This is a genomic window from Rossellomorea vietnamensis (assembly GCF_025398035.1).
Taxonomy (GTDB): Bacteria; Bacillota; Bacilli; order Bacillales; family Bacillaceae_B; genus Rossellomorea; species Rossellomorea vietnamensis_B.
Window position 1 is genome coordinate 2,718,324 of the sequence record NZ_CP104558.1, and the last position, 24,177, is coordinate 2,742,500.

A 24,177-nucleotide genomic window follows, 5' to 3' on the forward strand; every position below is an offset into this window, starting at 1 on the left:
TTCCACCTATACTATACATAGTAAGTCCTATCAAAAATAACACGACCACCAAAATGTGTCAATATGACTTTACATCGTTATTTCGCGGACTTCCAAGTATCGTTCAAGCTTCCGTTTCACTCGCTGTAATGCATTGTCGATGGATTTCACATGGCGGTTCAGCTCTTCTGATATCTCCTGATAGGACTGCCCGTCCAAATAAAGGGCCAGTACTTTCCTCTCAAGATCGCTTAACAGCTGGGCCATCTTATCTTCCATATTATCGAATTCCTCGCGATTGATAATGAGCGCTTCCGGATCCATTACTTTCGCACCTGAAATGACATCTAATAGCGTTCGGTCAGATTCATCATCATAAATGGGTTTATCCAGTGAAACATACGAATTCAGCGGTATATGCTTCTGTCGCGTGGCTGTCTTGATGGCTGTAATGATCTGTCTTGTGATACAAAGCTCTGCAAACGCTTTAAAAGAAGTCAGCTTGTCCTCTTTATAATCACGGATTGCTTTGTATAAACCAATCATACCCTCCTGGACAATATCTTCCTTATCTGCCCCGATTAAAAAATACGAGCGGGCTTTCGCTCTTACGAAATTACGGTATTTCCTGATCAAAAAATCGAGCGCTTCGCTGTGACCCTGATGGACGGCTTCTATAATCTCTTCATCATCCATGCCTTCTAATCGATTATCAAATGCTTCTGTCCTGATGATATTGCTCACACGCATCCCCCCGAGCAAAACAATAGATAGAAATATTATACATTACAGAAAATTCAATCGTCAACCTATCATTGTTCTCCACGGCGCCATTTTTCGAAAATTTCAGCAACTTCTTCTGATAATTGAATCTTGGAAGCCGGCCGTTTCTCGCTCGAATTCCTTACTTTTCTTTCAATCTTTTTTTCAATGACTTCCACCTCGGTCAAGAGCTCCCTCGCTGATTTGCGAAGGGCTCCCTGCCCAAAGATGGCCCATTGCTCGGTGAAATCAGAAGTGGCTACATGAATCTGTGTTTTAATATTGCTTAACTCAATGGCCAATCTTTCAATTCGTTCATCTGCCGTTTCATTTTCTCTGGTGAAAAGAACTTCCACTTTATAATTTTGATATTTCCGGGCGATCCCCTGTACGTAGTATGCATCAAACACGACAATGACACGGTAGCCCGTATACCCCTGATACTCTGCCATTTGTTCCACCAGGCGGTCTCTTGCTGCGGCTAGGTCCTTATGCTTCAATTCATTCAATTCCGGCCATGCACCGATTATGTTATAGCCATCCACAAGGAGGATATCCATCTTCCCTATTCTCCCAATGGGTGGCGTTTACGATAAACCTCATACATTAAAATACTAGCTGCCACCGAAGCGTTTAGTGATGTAACATGACCGATCATAGGCAACTGAACAAGGAAATCACATTTATCCCGCAAAATGCGGCTCATCCCTTTTCCTTCACTTCCGATAATCAAACCGATCGGAAGCGTACCGTCCAACTGGCGGAAATCCTGCTTACCCTTCGCATCCGTCCCGGCGACCCATACACCGCGTTCTTTCAACTCATCCACCGCTCTCGACAGATTCGTCACACGTGCCACGGGAATATGTTCAATCGCCCCGGTGGAAGCCTTGGCTACAGTTGATGTAAGTCCCACCGCTCTTCGCTTCGGAATAATGATCCCGTGGGCACCCGCTGCATCAGCCGTCCTCATTATGGAACCCAGGTTATGGGGATCTTCCAGTTCATCCAGGATGAGGATAAAGGGATCCTCCCCTTTTTGTTCTGCCTTTTGAAATAGATCATCCAGTTCAGCATACTGATAAGCGGCCACAGAAGCGACGACCCCTTGGTGATTCTCCGATACCATCTGCTCGATTTTCTTCTTCGGGACATACTGGACCATGACATTGGATTCCTTGGCAAGTCCGACGATCTGCTGGATCGAGCCTTTCTGGGAACCTTCCGCTATCCAGATCTTATTGATATCCCTTCCTGACTTTAACGCTTCTATGACAGGATTTCTTCCTCCGATAAAATCTTTACTCATTTCTGTTCCTCCTTTCCTGCCTGGGCTTGTTCAAAAATGATCTTCAACAGTTCCTCTAATCGATCCGTCCGATTAAGTAAAAACAAATATCCAATAAGAGCCTCAAAAGCAGTGCTGTGTTTATACGTTTGTACATCCGTGTTTTTAGGCGTTGTCCCCGATTTCGCATTCCGGCCGCGCTTGACGATCGATATCTCTTCTTCCGATAAGAGGTCCTGATCGAACAACGTCCGGAGAATGGCCGCCTGCGCTTTAGCAGACACATACTTCGTCGCAGCCCTGTGCAGTTGATTCGGTTTGATCTTCCCCTTGGTTAGCAGGAGCTGCCGTACATATGTTTCATATACAGCATCCCCCATATACGCAAGTGCAAGTGCATTGATTTGTTTCGCATCGATTTGTTCATTTGTCTCGTAAAGCATTAAGATCCCCTTTTCCAGCGGGTGCCTTGAGGAGTATCTTCCAGGATGATATCCATGTCTTTCAATGTATCCCGGATCTCATCTGCCAGTTGGAAGTTTCGGTCTTTACGGGCTTGAATACGCTTTTCGATCATCTCTTCCACTTCTTCATCCAGTATTCCCGCTTCCTGCAGCGTCAGTCCAAGTACAGAGAAGAAATCTTCAAACTGGTTTAAGAACCCGTCAATGACTTCTGTTGATGTATTTTTCTCCATCAAGTAATAGTTCGCTTGTCTGGATAGTTCGAATAGAATGGAAATCGCATTGGCCGTATTGAAATCATCGTCCATATCCGTAATGAATTGAGCTTTCAACTCACGGATTTTGTCCAGCCATTCCTGATTATTGTCCGTTAAGTTCGTACTTGATTCCTTGCGGTGCTTCAAGTTCTCATACGCTGTCTTTATCCGGTCCAAAGAAGTCTCTGCATTCTGCAGAAGCTCAAGATTGTAGTTGATCGGATGACGGTAATGAACGGATAGCATGAAGAAACGAAGTACCTGCGGATCTTGTTCTTTAATAATGTCGTGCACCAATACGAAATTACCGAGTGATTTCGACATCTTCTCGTTATCGATATTAATATACCCATTGTGCATCCAGTAATTGGCGAATGCCTTACCTGTAAGGGCCTCTGACTGGGCGATTTCATTCTCATGATGAGGGAAGGTCAAATCCTGTCCCCCGGCGTGGATATCGATCGTATCACCCAAGTAGCGCTTTGCCATAGCCGAGCACTCGATATGCCAGCCCGGACGTCCTTCACCCCAGGGACTCTCCCAGGAAATCTCCCCTTCTTTCGCTGCTTTCCATAAAACGAAATCAAGGGCATCTTCTTTTTTGTCCCCCACATCGATGCGGGCTCCCGCTTTCAGCTCATCGATCGGCTGATGAGACAGCTTACCGTAGCCATCAAACTTTCTGGTACGATAATAAACGTCTCCCTGGGATTCATAGGCATAACCTTTTTCTACAAGGGCTGAGATGAAATCAACAATGGTGTCAATATTATCTGTTACAGTCGGATGGACATCGGCTTTCCGGCAACCGAGGGCTCCCGTATCTTCGAAGTAAGCATCGATAAAGCGCTTGGCAATCGTCGGGACATCTTCTCCCAGTTCCTTGGCCGCTCTAATTAATTTATCGTCCACATCCGTGAAGTTAGAGACGAACTGCACATCGTATCCCCTGTATTCTAGATAACGTCTCACTGTGTCAAACACAATCGCAGGTCGGGCGTTCCCTATATGAATATAGTTATAAACCGTCGGACCGCACACATACATTTTGACTTTACCCTCTTCCAGGGGTTTGAATTCCTCTTTCTGCCTTGTCAGTGTGTTATATAAACGAATCGTCATGATGATCGACTCCTTCCCTCATATTCCCTTAATAATGATTTCAATTCATTCACTTCTTTTTCAAGTTGTTTCATTCGGTCGTTCATCGGATCGGGCAGATCACAGTGGTTCAGATCCTTCTGTATCTTCACACCGTCCTGAATGACCACCTTACCCGGGATGCCGACTACGGTTGAATTGGGCGGAACATCTTTCAGGACAACGGATCCTGCCCCTACCTTAGAATTTTCCCCAACAACGATCGATCCTAATACTTTTGCACCTGTCGCAATCAACGCATTATCCTGGATCGTCGGGTGACGCTTCCCTTTTTCCTTCCCGGTTCCACCGAGGGTGACCCCTTGGAAGAGCGTGACATTGTCTCCGATTTCACACGTCTCGCCAATCACCACACCCATTCCATGATCGATGAAAAAGCGGCGCCCGATCTTTGCTCCGGGGTGGATCTCCACTCCGGTGAAGAAGCGGCTGACCTGTGAAATGACCCGGGCAATGAAAAAGAATTTTCGTTTAAAAAATGCATGGGCAACACGATGGGCCCAAATGGCATGAAGACCCGAATACGTAAGGATGACCTCCACATAATTCCTCGCAGCCGGATCCTGATCAAACACCACATCTATATCTTCCCTAAACGACTTAAACATTCGGATCCATCCCCCTTCTTTTTTAAAAATATTAGCGTTTTTCACAATAAAAAAACGCCCCTGTCAATAAACTGACAGAGACGCTTGTAGGCGCGGTTCCACTCTGATTGAGAAGACAAACCTTCTCCAACTCGAATCCTGTTAACGGTAGGAAACCGCCTTTACCTACTCTATTTCAGTAACGGGCTCAGAGGTGCATTTCAGAATCGGAGGGGCTTAAACCACTTTCAGCCGGTGATGGTTCTCTCTATTAAGCATCCTTTTCTTACTTCTCCTCATCAACGCGATATCATTTAACGTGATACTCTTACTATATTACAAACCCTTCAAAATGTTAACCTAAAAGACTTTGAAGACGATGTTTAACTGTATCTTTCCCTAAAAGCTCAATGGCATTCGGCAATTCAGGACCATGTGTCTGGCCTGTAACAGCTACACGGATCGGCATGAACAGCTTTTTCCCTTTATGACCAGTCGATTTCTGGACCGCTTTGATGGACGATTTGATCTCTGCCGCTTCGTACGTTTCAAGTGCTTCAATTTCATTCAAGAAAGCCTGAAGGACTTCCGGTACTTGCTCTTCTTCGAGTACCGCTTTCGCCTCTTCATCATATTCAAGATCTGTCTTGAAGAACATTTCGGACAGCTCCACGATTTCAGCACCGAAGCTCATTTGCTCCTGGTATAAGGAAATGACGCGGCTCGCCCACTCGCGCTGCTCATCGGACATGTTCTCATCCAATTTACCCGCACTGATTAAATGGGGGAGGGATAGCTCCACCACTTGAGCCAATTCCAAGTTCTTCATGTACTGATTGTTCATCCATGTAAGCTTCTGATTATCAAATAGGGCAGAAGAAGTGGATAAACGTTCAGGATCAAAGATTTCAATGAACTCATCTTTCGAAAACAGCTCTTCTTCTCCTTTTGGAGACCAGCCTAGTAGTGCGATGAAGTTGAACAACGCTTCTGGCAGATAGCCCAATGCTTCGTATTGCTCGATGAACTGAATGATGCTTTCATCCCGCTTACTCAACTTTTTACGGCTTTCATTGACAATCAATGTCATATGTCCGTAAACAGGTGCTTCCCAACCAAGTGCTTCAAAGATCATCAACTGCTTCGGTGTATTGGAAATATGATCTTCTCCGCGAAGAACATGTGTGATTTTCATCAGATAATCATCGACTGCAACGGCAAAGTTATACGTCGGTGTACCGTCCTTTTTCGCAATGACAAAATCACCGATACCATCTGATTCAAATGAGACATCCTCTTTCACGATATCATTGAAGGAATATACTTTCCCTGCCGGTACACGGAAACGGATGCTCGGCTTGCGGCCTTCTGCTGCCAATTTCTCCTGATCCTCTTTCGTCAGATTCCGGCATTTTCCGGAGTAGCGGGGCATTTGACCAGAAGCTGATTGTGCCTCACGTTCCGCCTCGAGCTCTTCCTCCGTACAGTAACATTTATATGCCTGTCCGCTCTCCAGCAGCTCATTTAAATACTGCTCATAAATGTGATTACGCTCGGACTGGCGATAAGGTCCGTATTCACCCGGCTTATCTGTACTTTCATCCCAGTCGATTCCCAGCCACTGAAGATACTTGAGCTGACTTTCTTCCCCACCTTCAATATTACGTTTCTTATCCGTGTCTTCAATACGGATGATGAACTTTCCACCAGTGCTGCGGGCATACAGGTAATTAAATAAAGCGGTTCTTGCATTTCCAATATGTAAATGACCCGTTGGACTCGGGGCATAACGGACGCGTACTTCCTTTGTCATGTATGTTCCTCCTATAATGATTACTCTTTAAAGTCTATGACCTATTTTAACACCGTTAAGTACGGGAATAAAGCGAATTTATCCCCTACTTCTTTTTAATCAATATGGTGGTTTGGGCGGCAATCCCTTCGCCTCTTCCAGTAAAGCCAAGCTTCTCGGAAGTAGTGGCTTTCACGTTCACTTCCCCTATATCTGCTTCCAGTAACGTGGCGATGCTTTGTCTCATTTCGTCAATATAAGGAGCCATCTTAGGCTTCTGGGCAATGATTGTGCAATCGATATTCCCTAATTCATAGCCTTCCTCTTTCACAAGGGCCCATACGTGCTGGAGAAGCTTTGCCGAATCAGCATCCTTGAACTCCGGGTCTGTATCAGGAAAATGCTTCCCGATATCCCCTGCCGCAATGGCACCCAGACACGCATCCGCTACAGCATGTAACAGGACATCTGCATCAGAGTGCCCCAATAATCCCTTTTCATACGGAATCGTAATGCCCCCCATGATAAGGGGTCTCTCTTCCACTAACTGATGAACATCAAATCCTTGTCCGATCCTAAACATGATTCTCTCCTCCACTCATATCCTCTCGCTTCTTCAAAATCGCCTCGGCAAAATATAAATCCTCAGGGGTTGTCAGTTTAATATTGTCATAATCACTTTCAACGACAGCGACCTCAATATCCGACCTTTCCACCAGTGAAGCATCATCTGTACCGAGGAAGCCATCTTGATCGGCTTCTTTATGTGCCTGTGTTAAAACGGAAACGCGAAAAGCTTGTGGGGTCTGAACCATCCACAAGCTTGAGCGTTCAATCGTTTCCTCGACTTCGCCATCCAGTACTTTCTTGATCGTATCTTTAACGGGAACCGCCGCAATGGCAGCCCCCGTTGAATATGTCTTTTCGACTAATTGGTGAATCGTGGATTCTTTAATAAATGGTCTTGCTCCGTCATGTACCAGAACAATCTCATGATCAACCTCAAGCAATGCATTGTATACACTATGCTGTCTTTCTTCTCCACCATCGACAAGCTTCACGACCTTCTTGATGCCGTAGCGCTCCAAGAGTCCTTGAAACACTTGTCGCTCTGAAGGATGGATGGCTAAATAGATTCCCTTACAAAGGATGTCATGCTCGAACACACGCAATGTATGAATGATGACAGGACAGCTATTCAACTCAAGGAGCAGTTTGTTTTTGCCCGCTTTCATCCGTTTTCCCTGCCCTGCAGCCGGAATGACCACTTCATATTCCATAATATAACTCCTTTAACACACAAGTAATACTATTCATTATACCTTACTGCATCAATGGAGTCAGGTTTACAGTGCTTTTTCCAGTTGCTTCGGTTTCGCAAATATCATCCTGCCTGCAGATGTCTGAAGAACGGATGTGACAAGGACATCGATATACTTACCGATGTAATTACGCCCTTCTTCCACGACGATCATCGTACCATCATCCAGGTAAGCAATTCCCTGGTTATGCTCCTTACCGTCTTTGATGACCTGTACCTTCAATTCTTCTCCAGGAAGAACAACCGGTTTGACGGCGTTGGCCAGGTCATTGATGTTCAATACTTGTACACCTTGAAGATCACACACTTTATTCAGGTTAAAATCATTCGTTACAACGATACCATTCGTAAGCTTCGCTAATTTCACCAGCTTCGAATCCACTTCCTGAATTTCCTCGAAGTCCCCCTCATATATCTGGACCTCAACAGGAAGCTCTTTTTGGATACGGTTTAAAATATCCAGACCACGGCGTCCACGATTTCGCTTCAATACATCGGAAGAATCGGCAATATGCTGGAGCTCTTCCAGTACGAATTGCGGAATCACCACGATTCCTTCTAAAAATCCTGTTTGGCAGATATCCGCGATACGGCCATCAATGATCACGCTCGTATCCAATATCTTAAGGGTCTTCACACCCTCTTCATCCAAATCATCTTCCGTCCCTTTTTTCTTACCTCGGTTTGCCGTGCCGAATAGATTGACCAATTCGTCCCTTTTCTTAAATCCAACCTGGAATCCTAAATATCCAAGAAGCAATGTTAATAGAATGGGAATCACCGTATTGACGATCGGAATCTCCATCTGATTGAAGGGGATCCCAAACAAATACGCAACAAATAAACCGATAATCAGGCCTAAACTGCCAAATAACAAATCCGTTACTGGTGCCTTTACCAAGCTATCTTCAAACCACTTGACGAAATTGACGACATACTCGACTGCCCAAAACGTAAGAATATAAAAAATGATGGCACCAAATATAGCAGTCATATAAGGGTTATTAATTAAAGGAATGTCCGATAGATTTATGACGGTAAATAATTCGGGAAGCAGAAATATCCCAAGTGTTCCCCCGACAATGAGGAAGCACGCTTGAACGATTCTTTTTAACATTCCCTCACCTCCTCCTACTCATTATAAACAATTTACTATTTTTGAAACGTCTAAGGGCTTGAAAATTTGAATTTAATACAACGGATACGATTTTGATACACTTATCCCAGCTTACTAGCTTCCTTAAATGAAGGCTAACACGTCCAAACCAAACTGTCAATTTTTTGAAAATGATACAATTATACCATTTCTGGCATATATAGGCCTCTCTACCTACAGCTGTCGATCGGCAAACGTCTGTTCCTTAATCAGTTTTAACCCCTCTTTGATTTTCCTTGCCCGCACTTCACCGATGCCTTCGACTTCATCCAAATCATCGACTGAAGCCCTCACTACATGGGGGAGGGTTTCAAATCTCGTGATAAGATTTTCAATGATGACGATCGGCAGACGGGGGATCTTATTCAACACGCGGTATCCCCTTGGATAGATCGCATCATCATGATGGACATATCCGTGGTATCCGAGTAATTTTAAAAGGACATTATCCTCCAATACTTCTGAATGAACAAGCTCCTGGAACTTATAGAGAAGTTCGAACGGTTTGATATTCCTTTCCTGGGAATAGTCCCGGATGATGAGCATCGCCTCATCCTCAATATCCGCCAACAGTTCATTCATCTGGAGGCGGATCAATCTGCCCTCGACACCGAGCTCGCTGAGATACGTCAAAAGCTCGTTCTTGATCCTGAGAACCATCTCGAAGCGGTGAAGAACCTGCAGTAAGTCGCTTTGGGTGACAAGCTCCTCAAACTCAAGGACGGATAAATTAGAAATGCTTTGATCGAGAACCACCTTATATTTCTCCAAGGTTTGGATTGCCTGGTTGGCTTTCGTCAAGATGACAGAGATGTCCTTTAGTGCATATCGGAAATTCCCTTGATACAGGGTGATGACGTTTCTCCGTTGAGAGATGGCGATGACAAGGGCATTTGTCTGCCTCGCAACCCGTTCTGCCGTCCGATGTCTCATACCCGTTTCCGTGGAAGGCACGTACACATCGGGAGCCAACTGTGCATTTGCCAAAATGATCTTCGTTCCCGCTTCATTCAGGATGATGGCCCCATCCATCTTGGCCAATTCATACAGGTAGCTGGGGGAGAATGCACAATTGATATGAAAGCCCCCGTCCAGAACAGATTTCACCTTATCATTGTACCCAACAACAATAAGTCCACCCGTATTGGCTCTCAGCACATTATCAATGCCGTCCCTGATCGGGGCACCGGGAGCAACGAATTGCAATATATCCGACATGGACTTATCTCTTGCCTTCTTATCTTCCATTTCTTATCCTCCTAAGATAATTGAGAGTGCTTCATTGATATTAGATACCCCTTTGACCTCTATATCAGAAGGAGGCTGCCATCCGCTTAAGTTATTCTGGGGAATAATCACTCTCTTAAACCCTAACTTGGCTGCTTCCTGCACGCGCTGCTCAATTCTTGATACCCTTCTGATCTCACCTGTTAAACCGACTTCACCGATAATGCAATCATGGGCACTGGACGCCCTGTCACGAAAACTCGAAGCGATACTTGCAGCAACAGCCAAATCAATCGCCGGTTCATCCAGTTTCACACCGCCAGCCACTTTCAGATAGGCATCCTGCTGCTGCAATAGCATGCCTGCCCGCTTTTCCAACACAGCCATGATCAATGAAACCCGGCTATGATCGATCCCGGTTGCCATCCTTCGGGGATTATTAAAACTGGTTGGGGTCACAAGAGCTTGAATCTCCACCAGAACCGGCCTCGTTCCTTCCATCGAGGCAACCACCGTTGAACCTGCCGCACCCTGTGAACGCTCCTCCAGGAATATCTCAGACGGATTGGCCACTTCCTCAAGGCCCAGTTCCTTCATTTCAAAAATCCCCATCTCATTCGTAGATCCGAAACGGTTCTTCACCGCTCTTAAAATACGATAGGAGTGATGACGTTCGCCTTCAAAATACAGGACGGTATCGACCATATGCTCCAATAATCGAGGTCCTGCAATCGAGCCTTCCTTGGTAACATGCCCTACAATAAAGATGGCAATGCCCTTTGTTTTCCCGATTCTCATCAGTTCTGCCGTACACTCCCTTACCTGGGACACACTGCCGGGGGCAGACGTCACGTCAGGATGAAAGACTGTCTGAATCGAGTCGATGATGACGAAATCCGGCGAGATTTGCTCAATCGTTTGATGAATCAGCTCAAGATTTGTTTCCGCAAATATATATAAATCATCTGATTTCACATGCAGTCGATCTGCCCGGAGCTTGGTTTGCTTGATGGATTCCTCTCCGGAAATGTATAAAACCTTCTGCTTCTGATCAGCAAGCTGGGCCGAAACCTGCAGCAGCAAAGTGGATTTTCCGATCCCCGGGTCTCCACCAATCAAGATAAGCGACCCTGGTACTACTCCTCCCCCAAGCACCCGGTTCAACTCTTTCGACTCGGTCAATACCCTTGGCTCCTGCTTGGTTTCGATGGAGATCAGCTTCTCTGCTTTAGATGGTCCGGTATTCTCTGAGTGCATAAACGACGTCCGGGGTTTCTTCCCTGTCATCTCAACCTCTTCCACCATCGTATTCCATTCGTTACACCCCGGACATTTCCCCATCCATTTAGCAGACTCATATCCACAAGATGAACACACAAACTTTGTCTTTTTCTTAGCCAATCTATTCTTCCCCTCTATTATCCTATTTGTACTCTTAACTATTCACGATAATACCATTTGGAATGATTGTATCGGTTTTATGTACTAGATTCAATTGAAAAGCGGAGCCGGCTTGGGTAGAGGCGACAAGCATAAGACGAGTGAACCGGAAAGGCGCCCTTTGCCTTTTTGGTTCACTTGGCTTATGACCTCGAGCCTCTAGCCGGCGGAGCTAGACAATCGAAAAGCGGAGCCGGCTTGGTCAGGCCCGCCCACCACGTAAGGTAACCATTATGATAAAAGAGGTACACGAAAAACATATACGTGTACCTCTTCATCATCCTTGCTATTATGTCGGCGTATTGGCTGCTTCCTCTTCTTTAACCTTTACAACAAATTCACTATCTTCTACGTCGATCAAAATATTCTGTCCTGTCAGCACTTTCCCTCTTAACAATTCTTCCGACAGTTTATCCTCAACATATTTCTGGATAGCGCGACGGAGAGGTCGTGCACCGTATTCAGGATCGAATCCTTCATCTGCTATCTTCTCTTTGGCAGCAGGTGTAAGCTCTAAATGAATATCCTGTTCTTTCAAGCGGGTTGTCAATTGGTTTGACATCAATGTCACAATCTCTTTCAAGTGGTCTTTTTCAAGGGAATGGAACACGATGATTTCATCGATACGGTTAAGGAACTCAGGTCGGAAAGCACGTTTCAGCTCTTCCATGACCTTTCCTTTCATATCTTTATAATCCTGTTTCCCGTCCTGAATATTGAACCCTACGTATTTATTGCTCTTAAGGGACTGTGCACCAACGTTTGAAGTCATGATCAGGACTGTATTCCTGAAGTCTACCGTTCTTCCTTTAGAGTCTGTTAAACGGCCATCCTCCAGAACTTGAAGGAGAATATTGAATACATCCGGATGTGCTTTTTCAATTTCATCCAAAAGAACGACCGAATATGGCTTGCGGCGAACCTTTTCCGTTAACTGACCGCCTTCCTCGTATCCCACATATCCTGGAGGAGAACCGACCAAACGGGAAGTCGAATGCTTCTCCATGTACTCGGACATATCAATGCGGATCATCGCATCTTCATCACCGAACATGGACTCTGCAAGTGCTCTTGCCAATTCCGTTTTCCCGACTCCAGTAGGTCCTAAGAAAATGAAGGAACCAATCGGACGCTTCGGATCTTTCAAGCCGGCCCGTGCACGGCGCACGGCTTTCGAAACAGCAACGACTGCTTCTGATTGTCCGATGACTCTGGAATGAAGGATTTCCTCTAATTTGAGTAAGCGATCCGTTTCCGTTTGAGCCAATTTCGATACCGGTACTCCCGTCCAGTTCGAAACAACCTTCGCAATATCCTCAACAGTTACTTCTGTATTTTCCTGCCCCTGCTTTTCTTTCCATGTGTTCTTTGTTTCTTCCAGCTCTTCACGAAGCTTCTGCTCAGAATCTCTTAGTGAAGCCGCTTTTTCAAATTCCTGGCTTTGAACCGCTGCATCCTTCTCTTTGCGGATTTCTTCCAGCTTTGCTTCAAGCTCTTTCAAGTTTGGCGGCGTCGTATAAGAACGTAAGCGCACCTTGGAACCTGCTTCATCAATTAAATCGATGGCCTTATCCGGTAGGAAGCGGTCTGAAATATAGCGATCAGAAAGCTTCACTGCAGCATCAATCGCTTCATCCGTAATCGACACGCGGTGATGGGCCTCATAACGATCACGTAATCCTTTAAGGATCTGAATGGACTCTGCAGCCGTTGGTTCATTGACTTGAATTGGTTGGAAACGGCGCTCAAGCGCTGCATCCTTTTCAATATATTTACGGTACTCATCTAATGTCGTGGCACCGATACATTGCAATTCCCCACGTGCAAGGGAAGGCTTTAAGATGTTGGAGGCATCAATCGCCCCTTCAGCCCCTCCTGCTCCGATTAACGTATGGAGCTCATCGATGAAGAGGATGATGTTACCCGCCTGACGGATTTCATCCATGACCTTCTTCAGTCGGTCCTCGAATTCTCCGCGGTATTTCGTACCGGCTACCACCGTACCCATATCAAGGGTCATCACGCGTTTGTCACGCAGGATTTCAGGCACTTCATTGGCGATGATCTGCTGTGCAAGGCCTTCTGCGATCGCTGTCTTACCTACTCCGGGCTCACCGATCAACACCGGGTTATTCTTCGTACGACGACTCAGCACTTCAATGACGCGCTGAATTTCCTTGCTTCGACCAATGACCGGATCCAAGCTGCCTTCACGGGCAATGGCTGTCAGATCACGGGCTAAGCTGTCAAGTGTAGGCGTATTGGCATTGGCGTTGCCTCCACCCTGATGGTTGCTTGAATCATTGCTTCCAAGCAACTGCAATACCTGCTGTCTCGCTTTATTCAAGCTGACACCCAGATTACCGAGTACCCGGGCGGCCACTCCTTCACCCTCGCGAATCAACCCCAGTAAAATATGTTCCGTTCCTACATATGAGTGACCCAGCTTACGGGCCTCATCCATGGAAAGTTCAATCACTTTCTTCGCACGAGGTGTGTAATGGATCGTTTGAGATTTCTCGGTTCCTTTCCCGATCAATCCTTCAACTTCCTTCTGGATCTTTTCAGGGCTCAGTCCCAATGCCGTAAGTGCCTTGGCAGCGATTCCTTCACCTTCGCGGACAAGTCCTAATAAAATATGTTCAGTACCAATATTACTGTGCGACAAACGAATCGCTTCTTCTTGAGCTAATGCCAGTACTTTTTGGGCTCTTTCTGTAAATCGACCAAACATCATATTATTTTTCCTCCTCACATGTATCTTTATCTAACTTAATTCGCTCCCGAATCAAAGAAGACCTTCTTATATCTCGTTCATTTGGTCTCAATGGACCTCCAGAATATTGTTGTAAAAAACCAGGTTGGGTTAAAATCATTAGTTCATTCAATATATTCTTAGATATCACTTTGATGTATCCTAAATCAATTCCAAGCCTGACATCCGATAAACATTTCGCAGCTTCCTTGGACTCAATGATCCTGCTATGCTCCAGCACCCCTAGAGAACGGAAGATCCTATCCTCTAATTGTATGTTTGACGTTTGAACTAATGCATCCCTTGCCGATTGCTCTTTCTCGATGATCTGCTTCACAACACTTAACAAATCTTCTACGATATCCTCTTCCGACTTACCAAGTGTCGTTTGATTGGAGATCTGAAAGATGTTCCCCAGCGCTTCGCTGCCTTCTCCGTAGATCCCCCGCACCACTAACCCCAGTTGATTAATCGCAGGGATGATACGGTTCAATTGCTGCGTCAACACCAGTCCCGGCAAGTGCATCATGACTGAAGCCCTGAGCCCCGTCCCCACGTTGGTAGGACAAGTCGTTAAGTAGCCATGCTTCTCATCAAACGCAAAGTCAAATTCACTTTCAAACCAATCGTCGATCTGATTGGCTTTCTTTAGAGCTTCCTTCAATTGCAGACCTGGATATAAACACTGTATTCGAATATGGTCCTCTTCGTTTACCATTATGCTAATATCTTCCTCACTTGATAAAAGGACAGCTCCATAATTCGTTTCCTCTGCGAGATTCGGACTTATGAGGTGTTTCTCCATTAATACCCTCTTTTGAAGAGGCTGAATCTCACTTGTAGGTAAAAATTCTAATTCTCCTAAATTCTTCGGGTATGATGTGAGCTTCTCCTTTACCCGATCCACGATTTCCCGGGCTTCCTCAGAAGAATAAAGAGTGGAAAAACGGAAGTCCGTCAGATTCCTCGCAAGCCTTACCCTCGAGCTGAGGACAATATCCGAATTCGGTCCCTCCTCACTCATCCAGGAACTGACGGCATTACTCAAGAATTTCTCAAGACTCATTCGTTATCGCCTCCCTCTTTCTTCATTTCCTTTTCCAGGGAGCGGATTTCGTCTCGGATTTCGGCTGCTTTCTCAAACTCTTCATCCGCAATCATCGTTTGCAATTCAGACTTCAACTGCAATACCTTCTTTTTTACATGGATGGCTCCGCCCATACGTTCCGGAACCTTACCGTGATGCTCGACATTTCCATTATGAACACGCTTTAATAATGGAGTGAGTTCCTCTTTAAACGTCTCATAACAATGGGCACAGCCGAAGCGTCCCACATTGATGAACTGATGAATCGTCATTTTACATTTTTCACACTGTAAAACTTCTGTCTTAGGAATCTCGGTTTCCTTTGCCTGCTTAAATGCAGGAGCTATATTAAGAAGACCTGCCAATAGATTGTTCACAGAAAAGCCGGGAGAAGAATCAAACATAAACATCTCACCCTTATCCTGAGCACATTGCTCACATAAGTGAACCTCTGTTTTTTCCCCGTTTACCACCTTGGTAAAATGAAGGGTCGCAGGTCTTTCATTGCACTCTTGACAAACCATCCCATTCACCTCTTTAACCCTTACTCATACTTCAATGTATCCAGCATGGCTCTAAGCATTCGTCCTCTCAGTATATCCCGTTCGGGTAATTCAACCATGATGACCGATCGATCCATCACACTCAGCATGATCTTGGCTTCTCTTTCAGAAATGATTTCTTCTTCGACTAACCGAAAAACAATATCAGCTGCCGTATTCTGACTGATCGTTTGTGTAATCAATGCCACTAGCTGGTCGATCAAGTGAACCTGATCGTGGGCCTTCACCTTCATGATCCGGATGTATCCACCGCCGCCTCGTTTACTTTCTACTACATACCCTCGTTCTACAGTAAAGCGGGTATTAATCACATAATTAATTTGAGAAGGAACACATTGAAACTTATCAGCGATCTCGCTTCTTTTAATCTCGACTATCTCACTTTCACTCAGTTCTAACACATTCTTTAAATAATTTTCAATGATGTCGGATATGTTCCTCATCAAACCTCCTCCTCATTTTGACTTTGACTATATTTGACTATAATTATACAACCGTGTTTTAAACTTTGCAATTATGAAGTTTGACCTTAGAAGTTTTCCTGTTTACGGAAGGTTTTAAACGTGTGAATGTGAGATTGTTGGATAGAAATTTGGAATTGGGGCACAACGTAGGTGAGAAGTCTTAGGATGGGGTGCCGTGGTGAGTGGGTTTTGTAGTAGTGGCAATTGGGATTGGTTTAGGCTCAGGAAGAAGTGAATTCTAACTATCCTGACAAGAATGCTTCGTTCCTTAAATAGCGTTTTTTTTGGCTATTTTCTCTCCGTTCGATTGGCTTTCAGGTTAGATTGTCTACTTAAGCTGATATTGTGATGTTAGATGGGATTTTGAGACGGCTAAGTTGCGGATTTTTTATTTACTTTGCCTTTTCGGAAAGCAATCATGCGAGTTTTGAGGGGAATCATGCCGGATTGATGATAATCGTGCGGGGGAAGGGTTTTTCATGCGAGGTTGTGATTTATCATGCGGTATTTCAAATAATCGTGCCAGCTTGTCGAATTTTCTTTACACCGTCCTTACCAGTTCACTCATCCATCACCCATTCCCTTCTTCGTCAACAGGCAGAGACTCTGTCCCTAAAACAGCGTCTCTCTCACAATGTTTTTCGAACTTCAAAACAACACAAAAAAGAGCAACTCACTAAGAGCTACTCTTTTCCTATTTGCCTGGCGACGTCCTACTCTCACAGGGGGAGATCCCCCAACTACCATCGGCGCTGAAGAGCTTAACTTCCGTGTTCGGCATGGGAACGGGTGTGACCTCTTCGCCATTATCACCAGACGAATATTCAATTGAAGGGTTGTTCCTTCAAAACTAGATAAAGGATTGATGTCAAGAAAGCCGAGTATCGACCAATTGTTGTTCATATAAATATGACTCTTTGTGGTTAAGTCCTCGATCGATTAGTATCAGTCAACTCCACATGTCGCCATGCTTCCATCTCTGACCTATCTACCTAGTCATCTTCTAGGGATCTTACTCACATACGTGATGGGAAATCTCATCTCGAGGGGGGCTTCATGCTTAGATGCTTTCAGCACTTATCCCTTCCGCACATAGCTACCCAGCGATGCCTTTGGCAAGACAACTGGTACACCAGCGGTGCGTCCATCCCGGTCCTCTCGTACTAAGGACAGCTCCTCTCAAATTTCCTGCGCCCACGACGGATAGGGACCGAACTGTCTCACGACGTTCTGAACCCAGCTCGCGTACCGCTTTAATGGGCGAACAGCCCAACCCTTGGGACCGACTACAGCCCCAGGATGCGATGAGCCGACATCGAGGTGCCAAACCTCCCCGTCGATGTGGACTCTTGGGGGAGATAAGCCTGTTATCCCCGGGGTAGCTTTTATCCGTTGAGCGATGGCCCTTCCATGCGGAACCACCGGATCACTAAGCCCGACTTTCGTCCCTGCTCGACTTGTAGGTCTCGCAGTCAAGCTCCCTTGTGCCTTTACACTCTGCGAATGATTTCCAACCATTCTGAGGGAACCTTTGGGCGCCTCCGTTACTCTTTAGGAGGCGACCGCCCCAGTCAAACTGCCCACCTGACACTGTCTCCCACCCCGATAAGGGGCGCGGGTTAGAATTTCAATACAGCCAGGGTAGTATCCCACCGATGCCTCCACCGAAGCTGGCGCTCCGGTTTCCAAGGCTCCTACCTATCCTGTACAAGCTGTACCAAAATTCAATATCAGGCTACAGTAAAGCTCCACGGGGTCTTTCCGTCCTGTCGCGGGTAACCTGCATCTTCACAGGTACTATAATTTCACCGAGTCTCTCGTTGAGACAGTGCCCAGATCGTTACGCCTTTCGTGCGGGTCGGAACTTACCCGACAAGGAATTTCGCTACCTTAGGACCGTTATAGTTACGGCCGCCGTTTACTGGGGCTTCGATTCGCACCTTCGCTTGCGCTAAGCACTCCTCTTAACCTTCCAGCACCGGGCAGGCGTCAGCCCCTATACTTCGCCTTACGGCTTCGCAGAGACCTGTGTTTTTGCTAAACAGTCGCCTGGGCCTATTCACTGCGGCTCTCTCGGGCTTGCACCCTACCAGAGCACCCCTTCTCCCGAAGTTACGGGGTCATTTTGCCGAGTTCCTTAACGAGAGTTCTCTCGCTCACCTTAGGATTCTCTCCTCGCCTACCTGTGTCGGTTTGCGGTACGGGCACCTTTTTCCTCGCTAGAGGCTTTTCTTGGCAGTGTGGAATCAGGAACTTCGCTACTATAATTCGCTCGCTGTCACAGCTCAGCCTTCACGATGATGGGATTTGCCTCATCATCAGCCTAACTGCTTAGACGCACATATCCAGCAGTGCGCTTACCCTATCCTCCTGCGTCCCCCCATTGCTCAAACGGAAAAGAGGTGGTACAGGAATATCAACCTGTTGTCCATCGTCTACGCCTATCGGCCTCGACTTAGGTCCCGACTAACCCTGAGCGGACGAGCCTTCCTCAGGAAACCTTAGGCATTCGGTGGATGGGATTCTCACCCATCTTTCGCTACTCATACCGGCATTCTCACTTCTAAGCACTCCACCAGTCCTTACGGTCTAGCTTCGCAGTCCTTAGAACGCTCTCCTACCACTGACACCTAGAGGTGTCAATCCACAGCTTCGGTGATACGTTTAGCCCCGGTACATTTTCGGCGCAGAGTCACTCGACCAGTGAGCTATTACGCACTCTTTAAATGGTGGCTGCTTCTAAGCCAACATCCTGGTTGTCTAAGCAACTCCACATCCTTTTCCACTTAACGTATACTTTGGGACCTTAGCTGGTGGTCTGGGCTGTTTCCCTTTCGACTACGGATCTTATCACTCGCAGTCTGACTCCCATGGATAAGTCTTTGGCATTCGGAGTTTGTCTGAATTCGGTAACCCGATGAGGGCCCCTAGTCCAAACAGTGCTCTACCTCCAAGACTCTTACACATGAGGCTAGCCCTAAAGCTATTTCGGAGAGAACCAGCTATCTCCAAGTTCGATTGGAATTTCTCCGCTACCCACACCTCATCCCCGCACTTTTCAACGTGCGTGGGTTCGGACCTCCATTCAGTGTTACCTGAACTTCATCCTGGACATGGGTAGATCACCTGGTTTCGGGTCTACGACCACATACTCAATTCGCCCTATTCAGACTCGCTTTCGCTGCGGCTCCGTCTTATCAACTTAACCTTGCATGGGATCGTAACTCGCCGGTTCATTCTACAAAAGGCACGCCATCACCCGTTAACGGGCTCTGACTACTTGTAGGCACACGGTTTCAGGTTCTATTTCACTCCCCTTCCGGGGTGCTTTTCACCTTTCCCTCACGGTACTGGTTCACTATCGGTCACTAGGGAGTATTTAGCCTTGGGAGATGGTCCTCCCAGCTTCCGACGGGATTTCACGTGTCCCGCCGTACTCAGGATCCACTCAAGAGGGAATGAAGTTTCAACTACAGGGTTGTTACCTTCTTTGACGAGCCTTTCCAGACTTCTTCGTCTACTCCATTCCTTTGTAACTCCGTATAGAGTGTCCTACAACCCCAAGAGGCAAGCCTCTTGGTTTGGGCTATATCCCGTTTCGCTCGCCGCTACTCAGGGAATCGCAATTGCTTTCTCTTCCTCCAGGTACTTAGATGTTTCAGTTCCCTGGGTCTGCCTTCCATACTCTATGTATTCAAGTAAGGATATTGTTCCATTACGAACAATGGGTTCCCCCATTCGGAAATCTCTGGATCAAAGCTCACTTACAGCTCCCCAAAGCATATCGGTGTTAGTCCCGTCCTTCGTCGGCTCCTAGTGCCAAGGCATCCACCGTGCGCCCTTCATAACTTAACCGAATTGGTTGTTACATCAGGTTTAAAACCTAAAATGGCGATACTCGGTAATTTCTTGACTATCAATTTATCTTTATCTAGTTTTCAAAGAACAATCACAAATTCTCATCTCGTAAGAGATAAAAAATGTTTTGATGGTTGAACCATCAAAACTGAACAAAACTTCGACGTGTCAAACGTTTTAGTAAATCTTCCTTAGAAAGGAGGTGATCCAGCCGCACCTTCCGATACGGCTACCTTGTTACGACTTCACCCCAATCATCTGTCCCACCTTAGGCGGCTGGCTCCAAAAGGTTACCTCACCGACTTCGGGTGTTACAAACTCTCGTGGTGTGACGGGCGGTGTGTACAAGGCCCGGGAACGTATTCACCGCGGCATGCTGATCCGCGATTACTAGCGATTCCAGCTTCATGTAGGCGAGTTGCAGCCTACAATCCGAACTGAGAACGGTTTTATGGGATTGGCTAAACCTCGCGGTCTCGCTGCCCTTTGTACCGTCCATTGTAGCACGTGTGTAGCCCAGGTCATAAGGGGCATGATGATTTGACGTCATCCCCACCTTCCTCCGGTTTGTCACCGGCAGTCATCTTAGAGTGCCCAACTGAATGCTGGCAACTAAGATCAAGGGTTGCGCTCGTTGCGGGACTTAACCCAACATCTCACGACACGAGCTGACGACAACCATGCACCACCTGTCACTCTGTCCCCCGAAGGGGAAAGCCCTATCTCTAGGGTTGTCAGAGGATGTCAAGACCTGGTAAGGTTCTTCGCGTTGCTTCGAATTAAACCACATGCTCCACCGCTTGTGCGGGCCCCCGTCAATTCCTTTGAGTTTCAGTCTTGCGACCGTACTCCCCAGGCGGAGTGCTTAATGCGTTAGCTGCAGCACTAAGGGGCGGAAACCCCCTAACACTTAGCACTCATCGTTTACGGCGTGGACTACCAGGGTATCTAATCCTGTTTGCTCCCCACGCTTTCGCGCCTCAGTGTCAGTTACAGACCAGAAAGTCGCCTTCGCCACTGGTGTTCCTCCAAATATCTACGCATTTCACCGCTACACTTGGAATTCCACTTTCCTCTTCTGCACTCAAGTTCCCCAGTTTCCAATGACCCTCCACGGTTGAGCCGTGGGCTTTCACATCAGACTTAAGGAACCACCTGCGCGCGCTTTACGCCCAATAATTCCGGACAACGCTTGCCACCTACGTATTACCGCGGCTGCTGGCACGTAGTTAGCCGTGGCTTTCTGGTTAGGTACCGTCAAGGTGCCGCCCTATTTGAACGGCACTTGTTCTTCCCTAACAACAGAGCTTTACGATCCGAAAACCTTCATCACTCACGCGGCGTTGCTCCGTCAGACTTTCGTCCATTGCGGAAGATTCCCTACTGCTGCCTCCCGTAGGAGTCTGGGCCGTGTCTCAGTCCCAGTGTGGCCGATCACCCTCTCAGGTCGGCTACGCATCGTTGCCTTGGTGAGCCGTTACCTCACCAACTAGCTAATGCGCCGCGGGTCCATCTGTAAGTGATAGCCGAAGCCATCTTTCAACATTTCCTCATGCGAGGAAATGAGTTATCCGGTATTAGCCCCGGTTTCCCGGAGTTATCCCAGTCTTACAGGCAGGTTACCCACGTGTTACTCACCCGTCCGCCGCTGATATCAGGGAGCAAGCTCCCATCAATCCGCTCGACTTGCATGTATTAGGCACGCCGCCAGCGTTCGTCCTGAGCCAGGATCAAACTCTCCGATAAAAGTTTGAATAGCTCTTTAAAAATAAATCTAAATTAACGTTGACGTATTGTCTTGTTTTGTTCAGTTTTCAAGGTTCAATGTAGCGCTTCTGTTTGAAGCGACTTGATAATCATATCATTTTCACTCATTGAGTGTCAATGACTTTTTATAAAAACTTTTTGGTGGAGCCTAGCGGGATCGAACCGCTGACCTCCTGCGTGCAAAGCAGGCGCTCTCCCAGCTGAGCTAAGGCCCCAAAGAAGTGGTCGGGAAGACAGGATTCGAACCTGCGACCCCTTGGTCCCAAACCAAGTGCTCTACCAAGCTGAGCTACTTCCCGATATATGGCGCGCCCGAGAGGAGTCGAACCCCTAACCTTTTGATCCGTAGTCAAACGCTCTATCCAATTGAGCTACGGGCGCAGAATATTTTCTATAATAGTAACGTATGGAAAGTTATTTTGCTGGCGCAAAAAACTTTGGTGCCGAGGACCGGAATCGAACCGGTACGGTAGTCACCTACCGCAGGATTTTAAGTCCTGTGCGTCTGCCAGTTCCGCCACCCCGGCTAGTTTGGAGCGGAAGACGGGATTCGAACCCGCGACCCCCACCTTGGCAAGGTGGTGTTCTACCACTGAACTACTTCCGCGAAATATGGTGCGGGTGAAGGGACTTGAACCCCCACGCCTTGCGGCGCCAGATCCTAAGTCTGGTGCGTCTGCCAATTCCGCCACACCCGCATATTCTATTCATTTTCACATTAGAGAAAATGAAGGTAAGAAATTTTGCTTACGCAAAAATCTTTGGTGAGCCATGAAGGATTCGAACCTTCGACCCTCTGATTAAAAGTCAGATGCTCTACCAACTGAGCTAATGGCTCCTGAAATTAAAAAAAGACACAAAATAAAAAACCAATGGTGCCGGCAAGAGGACTTGAACCCCCAACCTACTGATTACAAGTCAGTTGCTCTACCAGTTGAGCTACACCGGCATGGGTGGAAAATTTGCTTGGGCAAATTGAATGACGTTTATTTTACTTTCGTAAAAAAACATGGTGGAGGATGACGGGATCGAACCGCCGACCCTCTGCTTGTAAGGCAGATGCTCTCCCAGCTGAGCTAATCCTCCGAAATATGTATCGCCTGGCGACGTCCTACTCTCACAGGGGGAGATCCCCCAACTACCATCGGCGCTGAAGAGCTTAACTTCCGTGTTCGGCATGGGAACGGGTGTGACCTCTTCGCCATTATCACCAGACGAATATTCAATTGAAGGATTATTCCTTCAAAACTAGATAAAGAATTGATGTCAAGAAAGCCGAATATCGACCAATGTTGTTCATATAAATATGACTCTTTGTGGTTAAGTCCTCGATCGATTAGTATCAGTCAACTCCACATGTCGCCATGCTTCCATCTCTGACCTATCTACCTAGTCATCTTCTAGGGATCTTACTCACATACGTGATGGGAAATCTCATCTCGAGGGGGGCTTCATGCTTAGATGCTTTCAGCACTTATCCCTTCCGCACATAGCTACCCAGCGATGCCTTTGGCAAGACAACTGGTACACCAGCGGTGCGTCCATCCCGGTCCTCTCGTACTAAGGACAGCTCCTCTCAAATTTCCTGCGCCCACGACGGATAGGGACCGAACTGTCTCACGACGTTCTGAACCCAGCTCGCGTACCGCTTTAATGGGCGAACAGCCCAACCCTTGGGACCGACTACAGCCCCAGGATGCGATGAGCCGACATCGAGGTGCCAAACCTCCCCGTCGATGTGGACTCTTGGGGGAGATAAGCCTGTTATCCCCGGGGTAGCTTTTATCCGTTGAGCGATGGCCCTTCCATGCGGAACCACCGGATCACTAAGCCCGACTTTCGTCCCTGCTCGACTTGTAGGTCTCGCAGTCAAGCTCCCTTGTGCCTTTACACTCTGCGAATGATTTCCAACCATTCTGAGGGAACCTTTGGGCGCCTCCGTTACTCTTTAGGAGGCGACCGCCCCAGTCAAACTGCCCACCTGACACTGTCTCCCACCCCGATAAGGGGCGCGGGTTAGAATTTCAATACAGCCAGGGTAGTATCCCACCGATGCCTCCACCGAAGCTGGCGCTCCGGTTTCCAAGGCTCCTACCTATCCTGTACAAGCTGTACCAAAATTCAATATCAGGCTACAGTAAAGCTCCACGGGGTCTTTCCGTCCTGTCGCGGGTAACCTGCATCTTCACAGGTACTATAATTTCACCGAGTCTCTCGTTGAGACAGTGCCCAGATCGTTACGCCTTTCG

Annotated in this window: 16 protein-coding genes, 9 tRNA genes, 5 rRNA genes and 1 other annotated feature (1 of these 31 cut by a window edge); all 30 genes read right to left on the reverse strand. The window is 46.9% G+C overall.

Annotated features, from left to right (window positions below; translation table 11 throughout):
- Window positions 1-69: 69 nt before the first annotated feature.
- A complete protein-coding gene (gene sigH / locus N5C46_RS14060) occupies window positions 70-675 on the reverse strand; it encodes an RNA polymerase sporulation sigma factor SigH (RefSeq protein ID WP_229597131.1) in 606 nt (201 codons plus the stop codon).
- A gap of 116 nt (window positions 676-791) precedes the next feature.
- Window positions 792-1,301, reverse strand: coding sequence for an NYN domain-containing protein (locus N5C46_RS14065; RefSeq protein ID WP_261749111.1), 510 nt, complete (start codon window positions 1,299-1,301; stop codon window positions 792-794).
- 5 nt (window positions 1,302-1,306) lie between these two features.
- The gene (gene rlmB / locus N5C46_RS14070) at window positions 1,307-2,050 is read right to left on the reverse strand and encodes a 23S rRNA (guanosine(2251)-2'-O)-methyltransferase RlmB (RefSeq protein WP_201716410.1); all 744 of its coding nucleotides are present in this window, start codon (window positions 2,048-2,050) and stop codon (window positions 1,307-1,309) included.
- Entirely contained in the window at window positions 2,047-2,472 is a 426-nt protein-coding gene (locus tag N5C46_RS14075; RefSeq protein WP_034766015.1) for a Mini-ribonuclease 3, read from the reverse strand. The genes rlmB and N5C46_RS14075 overlap by 4 nt, the downstream gene beginning before the upstream one ends.
- Window positions 2,472-3,872: a cysteine--tRNA ligase gene (gene cysS, locus N5C46_RS14080; protein WP_261749112.1), complete on the reverse strand. Its 1,401-nt coding sequence runs from the start codon at window positions 3,870-3,872 to the stop codon at window positions 2,472-2,474. Before cysS ends, N5C46_RS14075 begins: the two co-directional genes overlap by 1 nt.
- Complete coding sequence (gene cysE / locus N5C46_RS14085; protein ID WP_034766017.1) at window positions 3,869-4,519, reverse strand: serine O-acetyltransferase; 651 nt, start codon at window positions 4,517-4,519, stop codon at window positions 3,869-3,871. The genes cysS and cysE overlap by 4 nt, the downstream gene beginning before the upstream one ends.
- 73 nt (window positions 4,520-4,592) lie before the next feature.
- Window positions 4,593-4,810, reverse strand: a binding site (T-box leader).
- Between the two features lie 43 nt (window positions 4,811-4,853).
- Window positions 4,854-6,311, reverse strand: a complete 1,458-nt coding sequence (gene gltX, locus N5C46_RS14090) for a glutamate--tRNA ligase (protein WP_034766018.1) — start codon at window positions 6,309-6,311, stop codon at window positions 4,854-4,856.
- Between the two features lie 85 nt (window positions 6,312-6,396).
- Window positions 6,397-6,873 (reverse strand): 2-C-methyl-D-erythritol 2,4-cyclodiphosphate synthase, encoded by a 477-nt coding sequence (gene ispF, locus N5C46_RS14095; protein ID WP_261749113.1) that lies wholly within the window; start codon window positions 6,871-6,873, stop codon window positions 6,397-6,399.
- The gene (gene ispD / locus N5C46_RS14100) at window positions 6,866-7,570 is read right to left on the reverse strand and encodes a 2-C-methyl-D-erythritol 4-phosphate cytidylyltransferase (protein WP_261749114.1); all 705 of its coding nucleotides are present in this window, start codon (window positions 7,568-7,570) and stop codon (window positions 6,866-6,868) included. The genes ispF and ispD overlap by 8 nt, the downstream gene beginning before the upstream one ends.
- 66 nt (window positions 7,571-7,636) lie before the next feature.
- Window positions 7,637-8,728, reverse strand: a complete 1,092-nt coding sequence (locus tag N5C46_RS14105; protein ID WP_261749115.1) for a PIN/TRAM domain-containing protein — start codon at window positions 8,726-8,728, stop codon at window positions 7,637-7,639.
- 213 nt (window positions 8,729-8,941) lie between these two features.
- Window positions 8,942-10,015 (reverse strand): DNA integrity scanning diadenylate cyclase DisA, encoded by a 1,074-nt coding sequence (disA, locus tag N5C46_RS14110; protein WP_258265271.1) that lies wholly within the window; start codon window positions 10,013-10,015, stop codon window positions 8,942-8,944.
- Window positions 10,016-10,018: 3 nt separating this feature from the next.
- Window positions 10,019-11,395 carry a DNA repair protein RadA gene (gene radA / locus N5C46_RS14115; protein ID WP_034766026.1) on the reverse strand — a complete coding sequence of 459 codons (1,377 nt, stop codon included), beginning with the start codon at window positions 11,393-11,395 and terminating at the stop codon, window positions 10,019-10,021.
- 328 nt (window positions 11,396-11,723) lie between these two features.
- The gene (gene clpC / locus N5C46_RS14120; protein ID WP_261749116.1) at window positions 11,724-14,171 is read right to left on the reverse strand and encodes an ATP-dependent protease ATP-binding subunit ClpC; all 2,448 of its coding nucleotides are present in this window, start codon (window positions 14,169-14,171) and stop codon (window positions 11,724-11,726) included.
- 1 nt (window position 14,172) lies between these two features.
- Window positions 14,173-15,255, reverse strand: a complete 1,083-nt coding sequence (locus N5C46_RS14125; RefSeq protein WP_261749117.1) for a protein-arginine kinase McsB — start codon at window positions 15,253-15,255, stop codon at window positions 14,173-14,175.
- The gene (locus tag N5C46_RS14130) at window positions 15,252-15,800 is read right to left on the reverse strand and encodes a protein-arginine kinase activator protein McsA (protein WP_261749118.1); all 549 of its coding nucleotides are present in this window, start codon (window positions 15,798-15,800) and stop codon (window positions 15,252-15,254) included. The genes N5C46_RS14125 and N5C46_RS14130 overlap by 4 nt, the downstream gene beginning before the upstream one ends.
- A 20-nt stretch (window positions 15,801-15,820) precedes the next feature.
- Entirely contained in the window at window positions 15,821-16,282 is a 462-nt protein-coding gene (locus N5C46_RS14135) for a CtsR family transcriptional regulator (protein WP_034766034.1), read from the reverse strand.
- 721 nt (window positions 16,283-17,003) lie between these two features.
- Window positions 17,004-17,120, reverse strand: a 5S ribosomal RNA gene (gene rrf, locus N5C46_RS14140).
- Between the two features lie 102 nt (window positions 17,121-17,222).
- Window positions 17,223-20,158, reverse strand: a 23S ribosomal RNA gene (locus N5C46_RS14145).
- A 198-nt stretch (window positions 20,159-20,356) separates the two neighbouring features.
- A 16S ribosomal RNA gene (locus N5C46_RS14150) occupies window positions 20,357-21,907 on the reverse strand.
- Between the two features lie 160 nt (window positions 21,908-22,067).
- A tRNA-Ala gene (locus N5C46_RS14155) sits at window positions 22,068-22,143 on the reverse strand.
- 7 nt (window positions 22,144-22,150) lie between these two features.
- Window positions 22,151-22,227, reverse strand: a tRNA-Pro gene (locus N5C46_RS14160).
- 5 nt (window positions 22,228-22,232) lie between these two features.
- Window positions 22,233-22,309, reverse strand: a tRNA-Arg gene (locus tag N5C46_RS14165).
- 57 nt (window positions 22,310-22,366) lie between these two features.
- Window positions 22,367-22,455, reverse strand: a tRNA-Leu gene (locus tag N5C46_RS14170).
- Between the two features lie 5 nt (window positions 22,456-22,460).
- A tRNA-Gly gene (locus N5C46_RS14175) sits at window positions 22,461-22,535 on the reverse strand.
- A gap of 6 nt (window positions 22,536-22,541) precedes the next feature.
- Window positions 22,542-22,626: transfer RNA gene (locus N5C46_RS14180), tRNA-Leu, on the reverse strand.
- Window positions 22,627-22,690: 64 nt separating this feature from the next.
- Window positions 22,691-22,766: transfer RNA gene (locus N5C46_RS14185), tRNA-Lys, on the reverse strand.
- A 35-nt stretch (window positions 22,767-22,801) separates the two neighbouring features.
- Window positions 22,802-22,877: transfer RNA gene (locus N5C46_RS14190), tRNA-Thr, on the reverse strand.
- Window positions 22,878-22,938: 61 nt separating this feature from the next.
- Window positions 22,939-23,014 (reverse strand) — tRNA-Val (locus N5C46_RS14195).
- Between the two features lie 12 nt (window positions 23,015-23,026).
- Window positions 23,027-23,143, reverse strand: a 5S ribosomal RNA gene (gene rrf, locus N5C46_RS14200).
- A gap of 101 nt (window positions 23,144-23,244) precedes the next feature.
- Window positions 23,245-24,177, reverse strand: a 23S ribosomal RNA gene (locus N5C46_RS14205); it runs 2,003 nt beyond the window's last position.
- The 16S, 23S and 5S rRNA genes sit together here with 9 tRNA genes alongside, the layout of an rRNA operon.